This window comes from Modestobacter roseus (genome assembly GCF_007994135.1).
In the GTDB taxonomy this organism is placed as follows: domain Bacteria; phylum Actinomycetota; class Actinomycetes; order Mycobacteriales; family Geodermatophilaceae; genus Modestobacter; species Modestobacter roseus.
Window position 1 is genome coordinate 1,442,476 of the sequence record NZ_VLKF01000001.1, and the last position, 16,404, is coordinate 1,458,879.

Annotated in this window: 16 protein-coding genes and 1 tRNA gene; 9 read left to right on the plus strand and 8 right to left on the minus strand. The window is 74.0% G+C overall.

All coding sequences use genetic code 11. The features are described 5' to 3' along the window. Window positions 1-62 precede the first annotated feature (62 nt). From JD78_RS06870 to JD78_RS06880, 3 genes are read left to right on the plus strand one after another with little or no spacing between them, the layout of a single operon-like run. Window positions 63-1,043 (plus strand): aldo/keto reductase, encoded by a 981-nt coding sequence (locus JD78_RS06870; RefSeq protein ID WP_153361120.1) that lies wholly within the window; start codon window positions 63-65, stop codon window positions 1,041-1,043. A gap of 5 nt (window positions 1,044-1,048) precedes the next feature. Next, a complete protein-coding gene (locus tag JD78_RS06875) occupies window positions 1,049-3,007 on the plus strand; it encodes an AAA family ATPase (protein ID WP_153361119.1) in 1,959 nt (652 codons plus the stop codon). A 45-nt stretch (window positions 3,008-3,052) separates the two neighbouring features. After that, on the plus strand, window positions 3,053-3,313 hold the full coding sequence (locus tag JD78_RS06880; RefSeq protein WP_153361118.1) for a GlsB/YeaQ/YmgE family stress response membrane protein: 261 nt from the start codon (window positions 3,053-3,055) through the stop codon (window positions 3,311-3,313). A gap of 27 nt (window positions 3,314-3,340) precedes the next feature. Here the strand turns inward: JD78_RS06880 and JD78_RS06885 are convergent, their stop codons facing one another. After that, on the minus strand, window positions 3,341-4,138 hold the full coding sequence (locus tag JD78_RS06885; RefSeq protein ID WP_153361117.1) for a DUF2470 domain-containing protein: 798 nt from the start codon (window positions 4,136-4,138) through the stop codon (window positions 3,341-3,343). Between the two features lie 68 nt (window positions 4,139-4,206). On the opposite strand from JD78_RS06885, the gene rpsD reads away from it, so the two are divergent. Next, window positions 4,207-4,809, plus strand: a complete 603-nt coding sequence (gene rpsD, locus JD78_RS06890; RefSeq protein ID WP_153361116.1) for a 30S ribosomal protein S4 — start codon at window positions 4,207-4,209, stop codon at window positions 4,807-4,809. Here the strand turns inward: rpsD and JD78_RS06895 are convergent. Both JD78_RS06895 and JD78_RS06900 read right to left on the minus strand, forming a co-directional pair. Further along, window positions 4,797-5,306 carry a hypothetical protein gene (locus JD78_RS06895; RefSeq protein WP_153361115.1) on the minus strand — a complete coding sequence of 170 codons (510 nt, stop codon included), beginning with the start codon at window positions 5,304-5,306 and terminating at the stop codon, window positions 4,797-4,799. The two genes, rpsD and JD78_RS06895, sit on opposite strands and share 13 nt — an antisense overlap. Then, complete coding sequence (locus tag JD78_RS06900) at window positions 5,303-5,797, minus strand: hypothetical protein (protein WP_153361114.1); 495 nt, start codon at window positions 5,795-5,797, stop codon at window positions 5,303-5,305. Before JD78_RS06900 ends, JD78_RS06895 begins: the two co-directional genes overlap by 4 nt. Window positions 5,798-5,897: 100 nt before the next feature. Between JD78_RS06900 and JD78_RS06905 the strand changes: the two genes are divergently transcribed. Continuing rightward, on the plus strand, window positions 5,898-6,893 hold the full coding sequence (locus JD78_RS06905; RefSeq protein ID WP_153361113.1) for an NHL repeat-containing protein: 996 nt from the start codon (window positions 5,898-5,900) through the stop codon (window positions 6,891-6,893). A 6-nt stretch (window positions 6,894-6,899) separates the two neighbouring features. Here the strand turns inward: JD78_RS06905 and JD78_RS06910 are convergent, their stop codons facing one another. Continuing rightward, window positions 6,900-7,154 (minus strand): hypothetical protein, encoded by a 255-nt coding sequence (locus JD78_RS06910; protein WP_153361112.1) that lies wholly within the window; start codon window positions 7,152-7,154, stop codon window positions 6,900-6,902. 138 nt (window positions 7,155-7,292) lie between these two features. Between JD78_RS06910 and JD78_RS06915 the strand changes: the two genes are divergently transcribed. Together JD78_RS06915 and JD78_RS06920 are read left to right on the plus strand one after the other, a co-directional pair. Continuing rightward, window positions 7,293-7,496, plus strand: a complete 204-nt coding sequence (locus JD78_RS06915) for a DUF5703 family protein (RefSeq protein WP_153361111.1) — start codon at window positions 7,293-7,295, stop codon at window positions 7,494-7,496. Window positions 7,497-7,723: 227 nt separating this feature from the next. Continuing rightward, window positions 7,724-8,776 carry an IS110 family RNA-guided transposase gene (locus JD78_RS06920; RefSeq protein ID WP_166521043.1) on the plus strand — a complete coding sequence of 351 codons (1,053 nt, stop codon included), beginning with the start codon at window positions 7,724-7,726 and terminating at the stop codon, window positions 8,774-8,776. Window positions 8,777-8,793: 17 nt separating this feature from the next. Here JD78_RS06920 and JD78_RS06925 read toward each other — a convergent pair whose 3' ends face one another. Further along, complete coding sequence (locus tag JD78_RS06925) at window positions 8,794-9,750, minus strand: NADPH:quinone oxidoreductase family protein (protein ID WP_153362191.1); 957 nt, start codon at window positions 9,748-9,750, stop codon at window positions 8,794-8,796. Between the two features lie 121 nt (window positions 9,751-9,871). Between JD78_RS06925 and JD78_RS06930 the strand changes: the two genes are divergently transcribed. Beyond that, window positions 9,872-10,969 (plus strand): PP2C family protein-serine/threonine phosphatase, encoded by a 1,098-nt coding sequence (locus JD78_RS06930; RefSeq protein WP_228395404.1) that lies wholly within the window; start codon window positions 9,872-9,874, stop codon window positions 10,967-10,969. 9 nt (window positions 10,970-10,978) lie between these two features. On the opposite strand, the gene JD78_RS06935 is transcribed toward JD78_RS06930, so the two are convergent. Continuing rightward, window positions 10,979-11,773, minus strand: a complete 795-nt coding sequence (locus tag JD78_RS06935; protein WP_153362190.1) for an SDR family oxidoreductase — start codon at window positions 11,771-11,773, stop codon at window positions 10,979-10,981. A gap of 22 nt (window positions 11,774-11,795) precedes the next feature. Then, window positions 11,796-13,124, minus strand: a complete 1,329-nt coding sequence (locus tag JD78_RS06940) for a M20/M25/M40 family metallo-hydrolase (protein WP_153362189.1) — start codon at window positions 13,122-13,124, stop codon at window positions 11,796-11,798. Window positions 13,125-13,211: 87 nt separating this feature from the next. On the opposite strand from JD78_RS06940, the gene JD78_RS06945 reads away from it, so the two are divergent. Continuing rightward, a tRNA-Leu gene (locus JD78_RS06945) sits at window positions 13,212-13,296 on the plus strand. A gap of 1,238 nt (window positions 13,297-14,534) precedes the next feature. Here the strand turns inward: JD78_RS06945 and uidA are convergent. After that, complete coding sequence (uidA, locus tag JD78_RS06950) at window positions 14,535-16,331, minus strand: beta-glucuronidase (protein WP_153362188.1); 1,797 nt, start codon at window positions 16,329-16,331, stop codon at window positions 14,535-14,537. Window positions 16,332-16,404 lie beyond the last annotated feature (73 nt).

Below are 16,404 nucleotides of genomic sequence, written 5' to 3' on the forward strand. Positions count from 1 at the left end.
CGACCTCCCGGTCTCCCGTCGATCTCGGGCGGCCGGCCGGGGCAACGGTAGGTTGACCGGTCGTGGAACAGCGGGCGCTCGGACGAAGCGGGCTGGTCGTCTCCCGGCTGGGCCTGGGCACCATGACGTGGGGTCGGGACACCGACGAGGACGAGGCGGCGATGCAGCTCACCGCCTTCGTGGACGCCGGCGGCACCCTGGTCGACACCGCCGACGTCTACGCGCAGGGCGACAGCGAGCGCACCCTCGGCCGGCTGCTCGCCGACGTCGTCCCCCGGCACGACGTGCTGGTCGCGACGAAGGCCGTGGGCCGCACCGGCGCCGGCCCGATGGGCCGCGGGGCCTCGCGCGGGCACCTGCTCGCGGCCCTGGACGCCTCGCTGGAGCGGCTCGGGCTGGACCACGTCGACCTGTGGCAGCTGCACGCCTGGGACGACGCCACCCCGCTGGAGGAGACGCTGGCCGCCTGCGACGCCGCGGTGGCCTCCGGGCGCGCCCGCTACGTGGGTGTCAGCAACTTCACCGGCTGGCAGACCGCGCAGGCGGCCACCTGGCAGCGCGCCTGGCCCGGTCGCACCCCGATCGTGAGCACCCAGGTCGAGTACTCGCTGCTGCAGCGGGGCATCGAGCGCGAGGTCGCCCCGGCGGCCGAGGCGCTCGGCCTGGGCATCCTGCCCTGGTCGCCGATGGGCCGTGGCCTGCTGACCGGCAAGTACCGGCACGCCACGCCGGAGGACTCCCGGGGCGCGTCCCCGCAGTGGCAGGGCTTCATCGACCAGCTGCGGTCGGCGCACACCGACCGGGTCGTGGAGGCGGTGATCACCGCGGCCGGCGGGCTCGGCACCACCCCGCTGGGCGTGGCGCTGGCCTGGCTGCGCGACCGCCCCGGCGTCGTCGCCCCGATCGTGGGGGCTCGCACCGCGGCGCAGCTGCAGGAGGTCCTGGACGCCGACGGCGTCCGGCTGCCCCCGGCGATCGTCACGGCGCTGGACGACGTCTCCTCGCCGCACTTCTCCTACCCCGAGCGCCGGCTGGAGCACTGACCGACGTGAGCACCCCCACCTCCACCGCCGGTGACCCGGTCTTCTCGGCCTTCTGCGCCGCCGGGCTGTGGCCCGGACTGGGCAAGCGGACCGCCGCCGAGCTGCCGGCCGCCGGGATCACCCGGCCCGACGACGTCAGCGCCGACCGGCTGCTGAAGCTGCCCCGGGTGGGCCGCCAGCGTGCCGAGCGGCTGTTCTCCTCCTTCCTCGCCTCCGCCCCCACCTACGAGGTGGTGCAGCTGCTGGTCGGCGCCGGGCTGGAGGCGAAGCTCGCCGCAGGTGTCGCCGACACCCTCGGCCCGGACGCCGCCCGGCGGCTGCGGGACGACCCCTGGGCGCTGCTGTCCCTGTCCGGGGTGTCGCTCGGGGACGCCGACCGGCTGGCGATCGCGGTGCTGAAGGGCGCCGACCGGCAGGACGCCCGCCGCGGCCGGGCGATCGTCGGGCTCACCCTGCGCACCGCCACCCGGGACGGGCACACCGTGCTGCCGGCCGACCTGGTGGTCGCCGCGCTGCGCGCCGAGGGCATCGGCGACCCGGCCGCGGCGATCGTCGCGGCGGTGGAGTCCGGCGAGGTGCTCGAGCACGAGCCCCCGGAGCCGGAGCTCCCCGACGACCTGCCCGACGACGCCGAGCTGCCCGAGCCGGACCCGGCGCTGCGCACCCTGTCCCTGGCCCGGTTCGGGATGGCCGAGGAGGCGGTGGCGGAGAACGTGCACCGGCTGATGGCCACCGCCGAGCGGATCGCCGACCCGGCGTCGGTGCGGTCGGTGGCCAAGGGACTGGACCCGGCCCAGCAGGCCGCGGTGGCCCAGGTGCTGGGCGCCGGCTTCTCGCTGCTGACCGGCGGGCCGGGTACCGGCAAGAGCCGCACGGTCGCCTCCCTCGTGCAGCTGCTGCAGGCCAAGGGCACCGAGGTGGCGCTCGCCGCGCCCACCGGCCGGGCGGCGAAGCGGCTGGAGGAGCTCACCGACCACCCGGCGGTGACCGTGCACCGGCTGCTGGGTGCCCAGGGCATGACCGGTGGCTTCTCCCGCAACGAGGAGTGGCCGCTGGACGCCGACGTGGTGGTGGTCGACGAGGCCTCCATGCTCGACGTCGAGCTGACGGCCGCGCTGCTGGAGGCCTGCGCCGACGGCACCCACCTGCTGCTGGTGGGCGACCCGGCGCAGCTGCCCTCGATCGGCCCGGGGCACGTGCTGGGCGACCTGATCGACTCCGGCGTGGTGCCGGTGACCGAGCTGACGACGCTGCACCGGCAGGCCGCCGGTGGCGCGATCGCCCGGCTGGCCACCGGCGTGCGGGCCGGGGAGCTGCCGCAGGTCGACTCCCCCGACCGCGAGGTCGTCATCGTGCCGGCGGTGGGCAGCGCGGAGGCCGCCCGCCGGGTGGTGCAGCTGGTGACCGACTCCATCCCCCGGGCGCTGGGCATCGACCCGGCGACGGTGCAGGTGGTCACCCCGGTGCACCGGGGCCCGGCCGGGACGATCGAGCTGAACAAGGCGCTGAAGGCGCAGCTCAACCCGGGCGACGGCACGGTGTGGGGGTTCGACGTCGGTGACCGGGTGGTGGCCACCGCCAACCACCTGGACCTGGAGCCGATCGGCTTCGCCAACGGCGAGGTGGGCGTGGTCACCGGCACCGGCGAGGGGTCGCTGAACGTCGACTTCAGCTCCGGCCCGGTCACCGTCACCGGCAACGCGCTGCCCGACCTCCGGCACGGGTGGGCGATCACCGTGCACCGGGCGCAGGGGTCGGAGTGGCCCGGCGTCGTCGTCGTGCTGCCGCCGGAGGCCGGCGGGATGTTGTCCCGGCCGCTGGTCTACACCGCGCTCACCCGGGCGCAGAAGCACCTGTCGATCGTGCACGCCAGCGGCGCGGCGCTGGCCCGGGCGGTGCGGGAGGTCGACGTCCGGCCCCGGCGCACCCGGCTGGCGCGGCTCATTGCGGAACTGGGGAGTTGATCACAGCCAGTTTGTCGAGGTGATCCCGAGGGCAACGCAGCGCCCATGATCGGATTCCTCGTCGCCGGCCTCGTCATCGGGGCCCTGGCGCGCCTCATCAAGCCGGGCAAGCAGAACCTCGGCATCCTCGCGACCCTGCTGCTGGGCCTCGTCGGCTCGCTGATCGGCGGCCTCATCGCGCAGCTCTTCGGCACCGGCAGCATCTGGGAGCTCAACGTCCTGGGCTTCATCCTCGCCGTCGTGGCCGCGGTGCTGCTCATCGGCGTCGCCGAGAGCCTCAGCGGCCGCCGCTCCGTCCGGAGCTGACGCCCGGTCCGGGGCGCGGACCGCTGGTCAGTGCCCCGGGCAGCCGCCCCGCGCGGCACACATCAGCCGGTGGATCGCCGGTGCGAGCTCCTCGGCCGAGCCGACCGGCCCGGCGAACGGGATGCGCACGTCCCGGCAGCAGCCGCGGGACCGCTCGATCCGCAGCCGGAAGCCCCAGCGGTCCAGGCCCAGTGGCCGGACGACGTCGCCCCTGCCGAGCCACCGTGCCGGGATGCGCGAGCGCAGCAGCGCCAGCTCCTCGGGGTGCGCTTCGTCCAGGTGCACGAGCGCCTGCTCCTCGACCTCGACCAGTGGGTCGGGCGCGGCGGCCAGGAAGTGCTCCGGTTCGATCTCCGAGACCGCGCCGCTCTCCCCCAGCACCACCTCGGCCAGCTCGAGCACCAGCAGCGTGTTGCCCCGGCCGACGTCCAGCAGCGCCGCGACCGGCTCGACCTCCGCGAAGGCGAGCGCCGCCTCGTGCGCGTCCTCACCGGCCAGTGCGGTCAGCCAGCCGGAGAGCCAGACCTGGGCCCGCACCGGGTCGCGCAGCGGCACCGGCGCATGGTCGGTGACCAGCAGCAGCGCCGCCAGGTCGCCGTCCGCGCAGTGCCGGACCGCGGTGCACACCTCCCCGTCGGTGGGCACGACGAGCAGCACCCGACCGTCGGCGGTGACGGTGTGCGCGAGCACACGGCTGCCGTCGATGCCGGCGGCGCAGACCGCGGCGGCGGGGCGGGCCACCACGGTGCGGGCCCGCTCGGCGGCGGAGGGCCGGACCGGCTCCGCGGCGGGCACCGGGGCGGCAGGGCGGGTGGAACGCGTCATCGGTCACTCCGGGCTCGACCCGATCCGCCGTCGGGGTAAGGTGAGCCTAACCGAACCCGGAGGTCCGTGTGAACCAGTCTCGCCCCAAGGTCCGGCGCAGCCGTGCGCTGGGCATCCCGCTCACCCCCAAGGACGTGCGTTACTTCGAGCGGCGGCCCTACCCGCCGGGTGAGCACGGGCGGAAGCGCAAGAACACCAGCGACTACAAGACCCGGCTGCTGGAGAAGCAGCGGCTGCGCGCCCAGTACGACATCAGCGAGACGCAGCTGCGCCGCGCCTTCGACCGGGCCAAGCGCACCGGCGGCAAGACCGGTGAGGAGCTGATCATCGACCTGGAGTCGCGGCTGGACGCCACCGTGCTCCGGGCCGGCTTCGCCCGCACCATCTACCAGGCCCGCCAGGTGGTCAGCCACCAGCACGTGACGGTCAACGGCCGGCGCGTCGACCGGCCGAGCTACCAGGTCAAGCCCTACGACGTGGTGGAGATCGCCGAGCGCAGCCGGGAGAAGGCGCCGTTCCAGGTGGCTGCGTCCGGCGCGCACGCGGAGGCGCCGAAGTACCTCGAGGTGTCGCTGAGCCGGCTGCGGTGCGTGGTCGCCCGCCGCCCGCAGCGCGCCGAGGTGCCGGTGATCTGCGAGGAGCAGCTGGTCGTGGAGTACTACTCCCGCTGACCGGTCGACGGCGGGCCGCTGTTGCGCTCCAGCGCGCGCTGCGGCCCGCTGCGCGACCGCCAGCCGAACACCGCCCAGCCCACCCAGGCCGCCGCGGTCAGCCAGTTGACGTCGCCCCAGCGCCCTTCGGCGACGGCGAAGACGACGTGGGCCACGACGCCGGCGCCCCAGGCGATGAGCAGCACCGGCAGCCACCGGCCCTCGATCCACCGGGGCTGCGTCGCGCGGGCGTCGAGCCGGTACCGGGCCCACTCGACGGTCGCGGCGCGCAGTCGCGGATCGTCCACCGCCCGGCCCGCATCGACCGCGCTCTCCATCTCGCCGGTCTCCCGGGGGCTGAGCTCGTGCCGGCGGGCGATGTCCCGGCGCACCCGCCACTCCGAGGTGTCCGGCGCGGGAGACGGTCGGAGCCGGGACCACATGCGTCGCCGGCTCACCCACCAGGCCAGCAGCGGCAGCCCGAGGAGGATGACCACCAACGCGACCCAGGCGCTCATCGTTGCGGCACCGACCCGCTGGACGCCGGGCCGCTGTTGAGCCTGATGGCCCGACGAGGTCCGTTGACGGCGCGGGTGAGCGGGACGGACAGGACGACCGGCCAGAAGAGGATGACGGCCAGCTGACCCCAGTCCTGGTCTGCCGCGATCCGGACGAGGCCGCCGATCGCGATGACGAGCCAGACGAGCAGCATGACCCGGCCGACCCACGGCCGACGAGCCGCCCGCGCCCGGGCGCCGGCCTGGAGGGACGTCGCCCAGTCGACGACGGCGACGCGCAGCCGCGGGTCCTGGAGCTCCCGCCCCCAGGTCACCGCCCCCTCGACCTGGGCCGCCTCGGCCGGCCGCAGCGCGTGCCGACGGACCAGCTCCCGGTAGAGGTCCGGCTCGCTGGCGGCCCGCGACCGGCTCCAGAACTGGCGACCGCCCACCCACCAGGCGAGCAGCGGCAGCCCGGCCAGGATCAGCACGATGATCACAGCGGCGGCCACGGTCGATGATCATGGGCCATCGCACCCGCCGACGCACGGCGAGCGGTCGACCGGCGGCTCCTGCACGGCGGAGTCGACGGCGGTCGCGCACCATCGAGTCGTGTCACACCATCGCGTCACCGCCGTCCTGCTCACCGCGATGGTCATCGGGCTGGCCGGCTGCTCCGGTGGCGCCGACTCCTCCGAGGAAGCGCCCGGTGCCGCTGAGCCGGCGGACTCTCCTGTTCTGACCACCGACCCGGCCGGCACCGTCGTCCCGCTCGACCCGGACGCCGAGGGCATGGTGTTCGACCCGGTCACCGGGCTGCTCGCCGTCGCCGTCCGGAACCCGACCAGGCTGGTGCTGACCGACCGCGCCGGCGTCCCGGTGCGGGAGATCCCCCTGCCCGGCCACGCCCGGCACCTGCAGCTGGCTGCACCCGGCGGGCCGCTGCTGGTGCCGGCCGAGGACAGCAACACCCTCGTCGAGGTCGCGCTGCCGGGCGGGGAGACCGTCGCGACGCCGGTCGGTGAGTACCCGCACGACGCCACCCGGCTGGCCGGCGGCCAGGTGCTGGTCGCCGACGAGCTGGGCGGCACGCTGTCGGTGGTCACCGACGGCGAGGTCACCGGGCAGTTCGACAGCCAGACCCAGCCGGGCGGCCTCGCGGGGGTCGGCGGCACGGCCGGCGTCGTCGACGTCGCCGACTTCACGCTGACCACCTACGACGTCCCGGGCGGCGAGCTGGTCGATGTCGTGGACGCCGGTGCGGGCCCGACGCACCTGGTCGCCGACGCCCGGGGCCGGTTCCTGGTGGCCGACACCCGCGGCGACGCCGTCCGCACGTTCACCGCCGAGCCGCTGGAGCTGAGCAGCTCCTTCCCACTGCCGGGCACGCCCTACGGGCTGGCGTTCGACGCCACCGCCGAGGTGCTGTGGGTGACGCTGACGGCGACCAACGAGGTCGTGGGCCTGTCTACGACCGGCGACGAGCTGACCGAGGTGGCCCGGTTCCCCACCGTCCGCCAGCCGAACACCGTGGCGGTGGACCCGGGCAGCGGCCGGGTGTTCGTCGGCAGCCGGGCCACCGGCGAGCTGCAGCTCATCGACCCCTGACGGGGGTCAGCCGCGGATCTCGTCCTCGTCGTCGGGCACCGACTCCTGCTGCTCGAGGACGTCGTACTCGTCGGCCTCGACGGCGCTGCCCCGGTAGGTGGTGCGTCCGCCGGGGACCGCGGCCAGGCGCTGCTCGATCGCGTCGGCCTCCGGGACGCCGTCGCCCACGGGGCCCACCTCGTCGGCGAGCTCGGGGCCACCGGCCCCCACGGTCTGCTCCTGCTCCTGGCGGTCGGCCTCGGTCGCGTTCGGCTCGGTCACGGCCGTCTCCTTCCCGTTCAGGGGAGCCCGGCGCGGTGCCGGGACCCGGGCTCTCCCCTGCCCCCGGCTGCGGGGACTCACACGCGCTCCGGTGGCGCCCACATGACCGCGAGGCGAACGGCAGGCACAATCGGGCGGGTGTCAGCACCCGGCGAGTACGAGTACGCCCCGCTGCGCATCCCGCCGGGCACCTCGCGCTCGGCCGCCGCGCAGCTGATGAGCCTCCAGGCCGACACCGGTGGGTGGGAGCTGGCCAGGCTGCAGCTGCACGCCGACGGCACGCGGAAGATCATCATGCGCCGGCGGATGCGGCTGTCCTACCTCCCCCGCCCCATGGTCTGACAGTGAGGATGCTGTCGGCGTCATCGGGTGCGGCCTGACCCTGGGTTCTGACCGACGCCTGGCTGTCTTGGCTGAGATCTGTCGGCCGTGCCCGGTGGCGCCGTTTCGCACGTCCGGACGGGTGGCCGTGACCTCATAGGAGCCTGTGCGAGAGGCGCCCATCACTGTCTTGTCCGACCGGCCCGCCCGGACGCGCGTCGCCATCACCGGTGCGAGCGGGAGACGACATGACGAGCATGACCAGCACGCGGCGGGTTGTCACCGTCGGCGTGGACACCCACAGCGACACCCATCACGCGGCGGTGATCGACGACGTCGGCAGGCCGCTGGCCGACGCTGGCTTCCCGACGACCCCGGCGGGCTACCGGCAGTTGCTGGCCTGGGCGGGCGAGCACGGGGACGTCGCCGCGTTCGGGGTGGAGGGCACCGGCGCCTACGGTGCGGCCCTGGCCCGGCATCTGCGGGCGGCCGGGCAGACGGTCATCGAGGTCGACCGGCCCGACCGCAGAACCCGCCGCCAGCGGGGCAAGAGCGACCCGATCGACGCTTCCGCTGCCGCGGCCGCCGTGCTCTCCGGTGCCGCGGCCGGTACTCCGAAGACCCGCGACGGGAGGGTCGAGGCCATCCGCACCCTGCGAGTCGCCCGGCGCAGCGCGATAAAGGGCCGCACCCAGGCGATCAACCAGCTCAAGGCAGTGGTGCTCACCGGCCCGGCCGAACTCCGTCAGACGCTGGGCGGGCAGTCCACTCGCCAACTCCTGGCCACCTGCCGGCGGTTGAGGGTGACCGAATGCCTGGTCGAGGCCGCCGATCCGGTCACCGCCGCCACCAAGCTCACTTTGCGCCGGCTGGCCCGGCGCATCGCCGCCCTGACCGAGGAGATCGACGAGCTCGACGCCGACCTGCAGCCGCTGGTCACGGCTACCGCGCCGGCGCTGATGGCCGTCTACGGCGTGGGCACCGAGGTTGCCGCCCAGCTGCTGGTCACCGCCGGGGACAACCCCGACCGACTGCGCTCCGAAGCGGCCTTCGCCCAGCTCTGCGGCACCGCACCACTACCGGCAAGCAGCGGCCGCACCACCCGACACCGGCTCAACCGCGGCGGCGACCGGCACGCCAACTACGCCTTGCACATCATTGCGCTGGTCCGGCTCTCATCTCATCAACCGACACAGGCCTACGCCGCCCGCCGCCGAGCCGAAGGCCTCAGCAACCTCGAGATCATTCGCTGCCTCAAGCGCTACATCGCCCGCGAGATCCACCACGTCATGACCGCTTGACGAGGCATAGGAGCATCTCAGGGCTTCAGCACGACCTTGCCGACGGTGGCGCGGTCGGCGATCGCGGCCATCGCCTGCGGCAGCTCGGCCAGCGGGCGCACGTCGCCGACCAGCGGGGCGATCTCCCCAGCGGTGAACAGCCGGCACAGCTCCTCGTGCACGCTGCCGATCAGCGCGGGGTCGTGCCGGCGGTAGAGGCCCCAGTGCAGCCCGACCACGCTGTAGTTCTTCACCAGCACGTGGCTGGCCGGCACCTCCGGGATGCGGCCGCTGGTGAACCCGACGACCACGATCCGCCCCTCGAAGGCCACGCACCTGCGCGACGCGTCGAAGACGTCGCCGCCCACCGGGTCGTAGACGACGTCGGCGCCGTGACCGCCGGTGATCTCCTTCACCCGGGCGACGACGTCCTCGCTGGTGTAGTCGATGACGTGGTCGGCGCCCAGCCCGCGGCAGACCTCGGTCTTGCGCGCCCCACCGGCGGTGGCGATCACCCGTGCCCCGGCGGCCTTGCCCAGCTGGATCGCCGCGGAGCCGACCCCGCCCGCCCCGGCGTGCACCAGCAGCCACTCCCCCGCCTGCAGGCGCGCCCGGCGGTGCAGCCCGACGTGCCCGGTCTGGTACGTCAGGTGCAGCGCCGCGGCCTGCTCGTCGGACATGCCGTCGGGCACCGGCCAGGCGGCCGCGGCGTCCATCAGGGCGTACTCGGCGAAGGCCCCCGGCCCGCCGGCCGGTCCACCCAGCACCCGCTGCCCGGTGCCCACCACCTCCCCGCACAGCTCGACGCCGGGGACGAAGGGCAGCGGGGGCCGCTCCTGGTACTCCCCCCGGGCCATCAGCACGTCGGGGAAGTTGAGGCCGGCCGCGCGCACCCGGACGAGGAGCTGGCCCTCGCCGGGCACGGGCTGGTCGACGTCGTCGAGGGAGAGGACCTCGGCCGGATCGCCGAGGGTGTGGACTCGCCAGGCACGCATGCCCTGACCTTGCCAGGTGGACAGTGACCGGGGTCACCCGGGTGCCCTGGCTACAGTGCACACCGTTCGCCCCAGATCACGCTGCGTGGCCGCAGATCCCCACGACGAGAGGCACGCCCCGGTGAACCGGCGACCGACGAGACGGCACCTGCTGCCGCTGGGCATCCTGGCGTTCTTCACGCTCGCCCAGTTCGCGCTGGGCCAGGGGCAGATCATCCTCGGACTGGTCTGCATAGCGCCGCTCACCGCGGCCACGATCGTCAGCCGCCGGGCCACCGCGGCCTACGGGGGCGCCGCTCTCGCCGTCGCGCTGCTGCTGGGTCTGCACGAGGACCAGTACCGGCCCGACACGCTGCCCTCGATGCTGGTCCGGCTGGCGGCGGTGGTGGCGTGCAGCCTCCTCGCGATGGGCACCGTGGCCCTGCGGCTGCGCCGTGAGGCGCTGCTCACCCGGCTCAGCGCCGAGGCGGCCGAGTCACGGGCGGCGGTGGAGCTCGCCGAGTCGCTGCAGCGGGCGCTGCTCACCGACCCGCCCCCGGTACCGGGCCTGCAGATCGCCGTCCGGTACCTCCCTGCGGTGAAGAACGCCCAGGTCGGTGGCGACTGGTACGACGCCTTCCCGCTCCCCGACGGTGCGACCATGCTGGTCATCGGCGACGTCGCGGGGCACGACGTGGCGGCGGCGGCCACGATGGCGCAGGCGCGGGGCGTGCTGCGGGGCATTGCGCTCACCGTCCCGAGCGGATCGGGGGACGTCTCCCCCGCCGCGGTGCTGCGCGCCCTGGACGGCGCCCTCGGCCGGCTGGAGCTCGACTCGCTGGTCACGGGCGTGACCGCCACGGCCAGCCCGTCGCCCGGCTCGGCCGGCGCCCTGCTGCGCTGGTCCAACGCCGGCCACCCGGCGCCGGTGCACGTGACCGCGGCTGGGCGCGCCGAGCTGCTGGACCGCCCCGCCGAGCTGCTGCTCGGCATCTCCCCCGCCGCACCCCGTACCGACCACGAGCTGGTGCTGGCACCGGGCGACACCCTCGTCCTCTACACCGACGGCCTCATCGAGCGGCGCGATGCAGCGCTCGACGCGGGCACCGCCTGGCTGGTCGAGCAGCTCGGCCGCCTCGCCGACCAGCCGCTCGAGCAGCTCTGCGACGCCCTGGTCGCCGGCATGTCCGGCCGGCTGGACGACGACGTCGCGGTGCTCGCCGTGCGCGTCAACGGCTGATCCGGGACCTCAGGACCGGGCGGGCGGGCGCAGGCGCCCGGGCAGGGTGGCCGTGCGCCCGTCGGCGGTCTTCGCGCTGGGCACGCCCGGGAAGCGGAACGGGACGGCGCCGACGCCGGGCTGGACGACGTACGCCGCTCCCGGCTGCCGGGCGGTCCAGGCGCCGAGCAGCGCCTGGGCCACCTCATCGGCGCTCAGCACCGGGAAGTCCACGGCCGCGAAAGCCTCCCGGAGCGGGTCGATGATCGCCGTGTCGGCGAAGCCCGGGCAGACCGCGGAGACGGTGATCCCGTCGTCCACCAGGCGGGGTGCCAGCGAGCGGACAAACGCGATCGCCCCGGCCTTGGCGATGCTGTAGCCGGGCTCGGTGGCGTGCGGCGCGAGCCCGGCGAGCGAGGCGGTGACCACGATCGACCCGCCGCCGGCACGGCGGAGCGCGGGCAGGGCCGCCTCGGCGCCGTACACGACGCCGAACAGGTCGACGTCGACGACGTGCAGCAGCTCGTCGACGTCCAGCGCCTGCTGCCCGCTGCCGGCGATGCCGGCGTTGAGGAAGGCGACGTCCAGCCGGCCGTGGTCGGCCTCCACCTGGGCGACGACGGCGGCGTTCGCCGCGCGGTCGGTGACGTCCAGCGGCAGGAAGGCAGCCCCCAGGTCGGCGGCGGTCTGCCGGGCGCGCAGGCTGTCGAGGTCGGCGAGGACGACGGTCACCCCCTGCCGGCGCAGCAGGGCGGCCAGGGCACGGCCCAGGCCGCCCGTCCCGCCGGTGATCAGGGCGACGCTGCCGGGGGTGATCGCGGTCATCCCGGCATCATGCCCGGGCCGGTCAGGCCCCGCGCAGGAACCGGTCGAGCACCCGGATGCCGAACTGCATCGAGTCGATCGAGATCCGCTCGTCGATGCCGTGGAACAGGGCGGCGAAGTCCAGGTCGGCGGGGAGCTTGAGCGGGGAGAAGCCGAAGCAGCGCATGCCGAGGGTCTCGAAGCTCTTGGCGTCGGTGCCGCCGCTCATGGTGAAGGGGACGGCGCGGGCGCCGGGGTCCTCGGCCTGCAGCGCCTGGACCATCAGGTCGACGCTCGGCCCGTCGAAGGTGGTCTCGACCGCCTGGTCGTAGGTGATCCACTCGCGGGTGACGCCCTCGCCGATCAGCTCGTCGAGCTGGGCCTCGAACTCGGCCTCCTGGCCGTAGAGGAAGCGGCCGTCGATGGTGGCGCTCGCGGTGCCGGGGATGACGTTGGTCTTGTAGCCGGCGTCGAGCATCGTGGGGTTGGCGGTGTTGCGCAGCGCCGCGCCGATCATGCGGCTGATGCTGCCCAGCCGGGCGAGGGCGTCGTCCGGGTCGTCCGGGTCGATCTCGATGCCGTAGGCGTCGCCGACCTCGGCGAGGAACTGCTTCATCGGTGGGGTGACCACGGTGGGCAGCCGGCTGGAGCCGATCCGGCTGACGGCCTGGGCGAGCCGGGTGACGGCGTTGTCGTCGTGCACGAAGGAGCCGTGGCCGGGGCGGCCCTGCGCGGTCAGCTTCATCCACGCCAGGCCCTTCTCGGCGGTCTGGACCAGGTACAGGCGCAGGTCGTCGCGGACGGTGATGCTGAACCCGCCGACCTCGCTGATCGCCTCGGTGCAGCCCTCGAAGAGGTCGGCGTGGTGGTCGACCATGTAGTGCGCGCCGTGCTTGCCGCCGGCCTCCTCGTCGGCGACGAAGGCCAGCACGATGTCGCGGTCGGGCTTCACCCCGGTGCGGGCCCAGTCGCGCACCAGGGCGAGGGTCATCGCGTCCATGTCCTTCATGTCGACCGCGCCGCGGCCCCACACGTAGCCGTCGCGCTGCTCGCCGCTGAACGGGTGCACGCTCCACTCGGCCGGGTCGGCGGGGACGACGTCGAGGTGGCCGTGCACCAGCAGCGCCGGGCGGTCGCGGTTGGTGCCCTCGATCCGGGCGACCAGGCTGGCCCGGCCCGGCTCGGACTCGTGGATGACGCTGTCGATGCCGACCTCGTCGAGCTTGCCGGCCACCCACTCGGCGGCCTTCCGCTCCCCCGCACTGGTGGCGGTGGAGCCGGTGTTCGTGGTGTCGATCCGGATGAGGTCGGACAGCAGGTCCGCGACCTCGGCCTGGGCGGTGGCGAGCGGCTGCGGCGTGGTCTCGGACATGCCGACGATGGTGCCACCGGGGCCTGTCCCGGGTCGCTCCCGGGCTCGGTTATGCTTGCCCACGGCGCCCGAGAGGGTGGCCCACCTGTCCGGGTGGCGGAATGGCAGACGCGCTAGCTTGAGGTGCTAGTGCCCTTTGCGGGGCGTGGGGGTTCAAGTCCCCCCTCGGACACCCATCCCGGGGCAATCGCCCCGGTCAGTACGACGGATCATGCGCTGCGTTCACTCAGCGTGCCCGTCCAGGGCAGCACGGGCCTGGCAGTCACTCCCCTACCGGCTTCACGCGATCCGCTCCCGGCTCGGCCGTGCACGTCGAGACGCCTCCGACGGAGGTGGCCGGCACGCAACAGGCTGCCGTACCAGCATCTACCGGGGTCGGTCAGGATCCACGCGGGACCGCGCCGGAACGGATCACCGTGGCGCTGACCGTTCCCCCGGGACGTCGCATGGTCGTCGAGGTGCTGCCTACCGCAACCACAGGTGACGTGGGCCGGACCGACACCTCGACGCTCGATGAGCCAGCCAGCGGCACGGACGCGAGCGGTTGCGCCTGCTCTCTCCGCCCGCCGCGCACCTGCCGGGCGCGGCGAGCGGGCTGGTCGCCGGGGCAGGTACGGCGAGGAAAGCCGTTGCCCGCCCGGAGTCGCCCGATGAGTCCCCGGAGGCCGGCGCGGTCGCCCGGGCCGCCGGAGGCGACGCTGGCGCCGGCAGCCGCACGGCTGGTGTACCTGACTGGGGGCGGTCCAGGGTTGAGTCGATGTCAGCGGCGGAGGCACTCCGAGCCGCCTCCGCGGGCATGCCGCCGCCTGTCGACCTGGTGGTGCAGCCGGTCGTGGACGCGACGTCACCCGCCGTGGCTCCGCGGGGAGAGGTGGGTCTGCGCGCCGGATTCGGGGCAGGTGCGGGGCGGGTGACCGTTCTGACGACGTTCCGGTCGGCCAGCGCACCGGTGGCAGAGGGTCTGGGCACCGCAGCGCTGCAGCTGACGCGTCCTCGCGGCTGCGACAGCCCACCGTCGCGGTACTCGCCGGTGACGACGTGGAGATGCGTGCCCCTGGGATGCCGCGGCAGCCGTTCACCGCGTCCACCGAGCAAGCGACAGCGGGTGCTCCGCCTGCTCTCCCCTGCCTGGACGGGTTGGCTCCCGGCCAGACACATCTCTTCGACGTCCATGTCGAGTCGCACGAGGAGGTCCGGACCGGCAAGCAACGCGTCGGCGTGATGGTGACCGGTGGGCGCGGCGTCCCTGGGGACGGAGCCGGGCCCGCCACCGATGAACTCCCACCGTTCACGGTCATCAGCACGGCGGACGTGGAGCTCAGCGTCTTCGGTCTGGAGGCGTTGTCCCGACTGGGGTTCGGCCACGGGGAGTCGGGCGAGCAGGTCGACCACCCGCTCAGGTACGGCGGCTCACGCGTCAGTGCGCCACGGCCCGGGGCCCCGCCACCGGCGGCGGAGGGCGGAGGCCGCCGCCTTCGGCCTGCGGTCCCTGGTGAAGACGCCCTTCTTGTTGCCGTCGACCCGGATGATCCCGGCCTTGGTGGCGAAGTCGGCGAAGTTCCACACCTGCTCACCGACGACCGCGTCGATCTCGTCGAAGACCCGGTGGTACATCTCCAGGAACTCGACCTGGTACTCCTCGGTCCACGGCTGGGCCAGCGTGGAGTGCAGGCCGGCCAGGGTGTCCGCGCCGTACTCGGTGACGATGATCGGCTTGCCCCGCTTCGCCCACTCCTGCAGTTCCGCCCTCAGCTCCGGCTCCGCCGCGTCGAGCTCACCCGTCTGCCGGTACCACCCGTAGTAGCGGTTGATCATCAGCACATCGGCGTACTGGTCCACCTGGTCCTTGTCCGGCGGGGCCAGCATCTGGTTCACGTACCCGACGGGGCGGGTGGGGTCGAGTTCCCGGGTGAGGGCGAACAGCGGCTCGAAGAACTCGCGAGCGGAGTCGGTGTGGGCCTCGGGCTCGTTCGAGATGCTCCACAGCACGACGCTGGGATGGTTCTTGTCGCGAGCGACGAGCTCCCGGATGGCCTGGGCGTGCACCTCGCGGCCGGTGTCGTCGATCGCCTCGGACGAGAACGTGGGCGGGTAGTCGCGGCCCGTCAGGCCACCGATCATGCCGAGGTTCTGCCCCACCGCGGCGGTCTCGTCGATGACGACGATCCCGTGCCGGTCGGCGTAGTCGAGCACCTCCTCGGCGTACGGGTAGTGGGACGTGCGGAACGAGTTGGCTCCGATCCACTCCAGCAGAGCGAAGTCGTGGACGAGGAAGACGTCGTCGTGCCCCTTCCCGCGCACGGGCAGGTCCTCGTGCTTGCCGAACCCGGTGAAGTAGAAGGGGTTGCCGTTGATCAGGAACTCCGTGCCCCGCACCTCGACGGTGCGGATGCCGACTGCGAGGGTGTAGGCATCCACGACGTCGTCCCCGTCGACCAGTTCCACGAGGAGGTCGTACAGGTACCCCTCCCCGGGCCGCCAGGGGTGCACCTCGGGGACGGAGAGCACGCCCACAGCCCCCGATGCCCGGGCGACCTCGCTGCCCTCGGCATCGATCAGGGCCACTCGCACGTCCGCTCCGTCGGCGCCCGCCGTCTCCACCTGGTAGTCGACGCTGCCGGAGGTCCCGGACAGGCCGGTGACGACGGTGATGTCGCTCAGGTGCGACGGCGGGGTGCTGTACAGCCAGACCGACCGGTGCAGGCCGGCGTAGTTGAAGAAGTCGTGGAAGTAGTTCTGCCGCGGGCCCGCGGCGGTCTCCTCCACGATGCCCGGCGGGACGGAGTGCCAGGTCAGCCGGTTGTCGACGACGGCGGTGATCCGGACCTCCTCGCCCGCCCGCACGTGCGCGGTGACGTCGGCCTCGAAGGGTGTGTAGCCCCCCTCGTGCCGCACGACCTCGATGTCGTCGACCCACACGACGGCGCGGTGGGTGGCCGCATCGAACCGGAGCACGACGCGCTCGCCGTCCCAGCCGCGCGGCACGCGGACGGTCGTCTGGTACCAGACGTCGCCGACGTGGTCGCGCACCGCCGCGTCGACCGGGACATCGTTGTAGCTGGCCGGGACGGGCATGTCGCGGGCCTCCCGCAGCGGCTGCCGCCACCACCCGGCGTCCCTGCCTTCGCTCGCGGGATCGAGTGTGAAGCGCCAGAGCCCGTTCAGGCTCTTGCGCTCGCGGGTGGGTCCATCCTGGGGACGCAGCACTGGGTTCCTCCTCCGACCGGGGTGGTCGTCGTCGATCGGGCAAGCTGGTCGGGCAACGGGCGGGTCGGGCGGA

What these genes read in the sequence shown, in the direction of transcription:
- JD78_RS06880 (WP_153361118.1), top strand. Translation starts at nt 3,053, where the DNA reads ATGATCGGATTCCTCGTCGCCGGCCTCGTCATCGGGGCCCTGGCGCGC.
- JD78_RS06885 (WP_153361117.1), bottom strand. Translation starts at nt 4,138, where the DNA reads ATGACGCGTTCCACCCGCCCTGCCGCCCCGGTGCCCGCCGCGGAGCCG.
- JD78_RS06895 (WP_153361115.1), bottom strand. Translation starts at nt 5,306, where the DNA reads ATGAGCGCCTGGGTCGCGTTGGTGGTCATCCTCCTCGGGCTGCCGCTG.
- JD78_RS06920 (WP_166521043.1), top strand. Translation starts at nt 7,724, where the DNA reads ATGACGAGCATGACCAGCACGCGGCGGGTTGTCACCGTCGGCGTGGAC.
- JD78_RS06925 (WP_153362191.1), bottom strand. Translation starts at nt 9,750, where the DNA reads ATGCGTGCCTGGCGAGTCCACACCCTCGGCGATCCGGCCGAGGTCCTC.
- JD78_RS06935 (WP_153362190.1), bottom strand. Translation starts at nt 11,773, where the DNA reads ATGACCGCGATCACCCCCGGCAGCGTCGCCCTGATCACCGGCGGGACG.
- JD78_RS06940 (WP_153362189.1), bottom strand. Translation starts at nt 13,124, where the DNA reads ATGTCCGAGACCACGCCGCAGCCGCTCGCCACCGCCCAGGCCGAGGTC.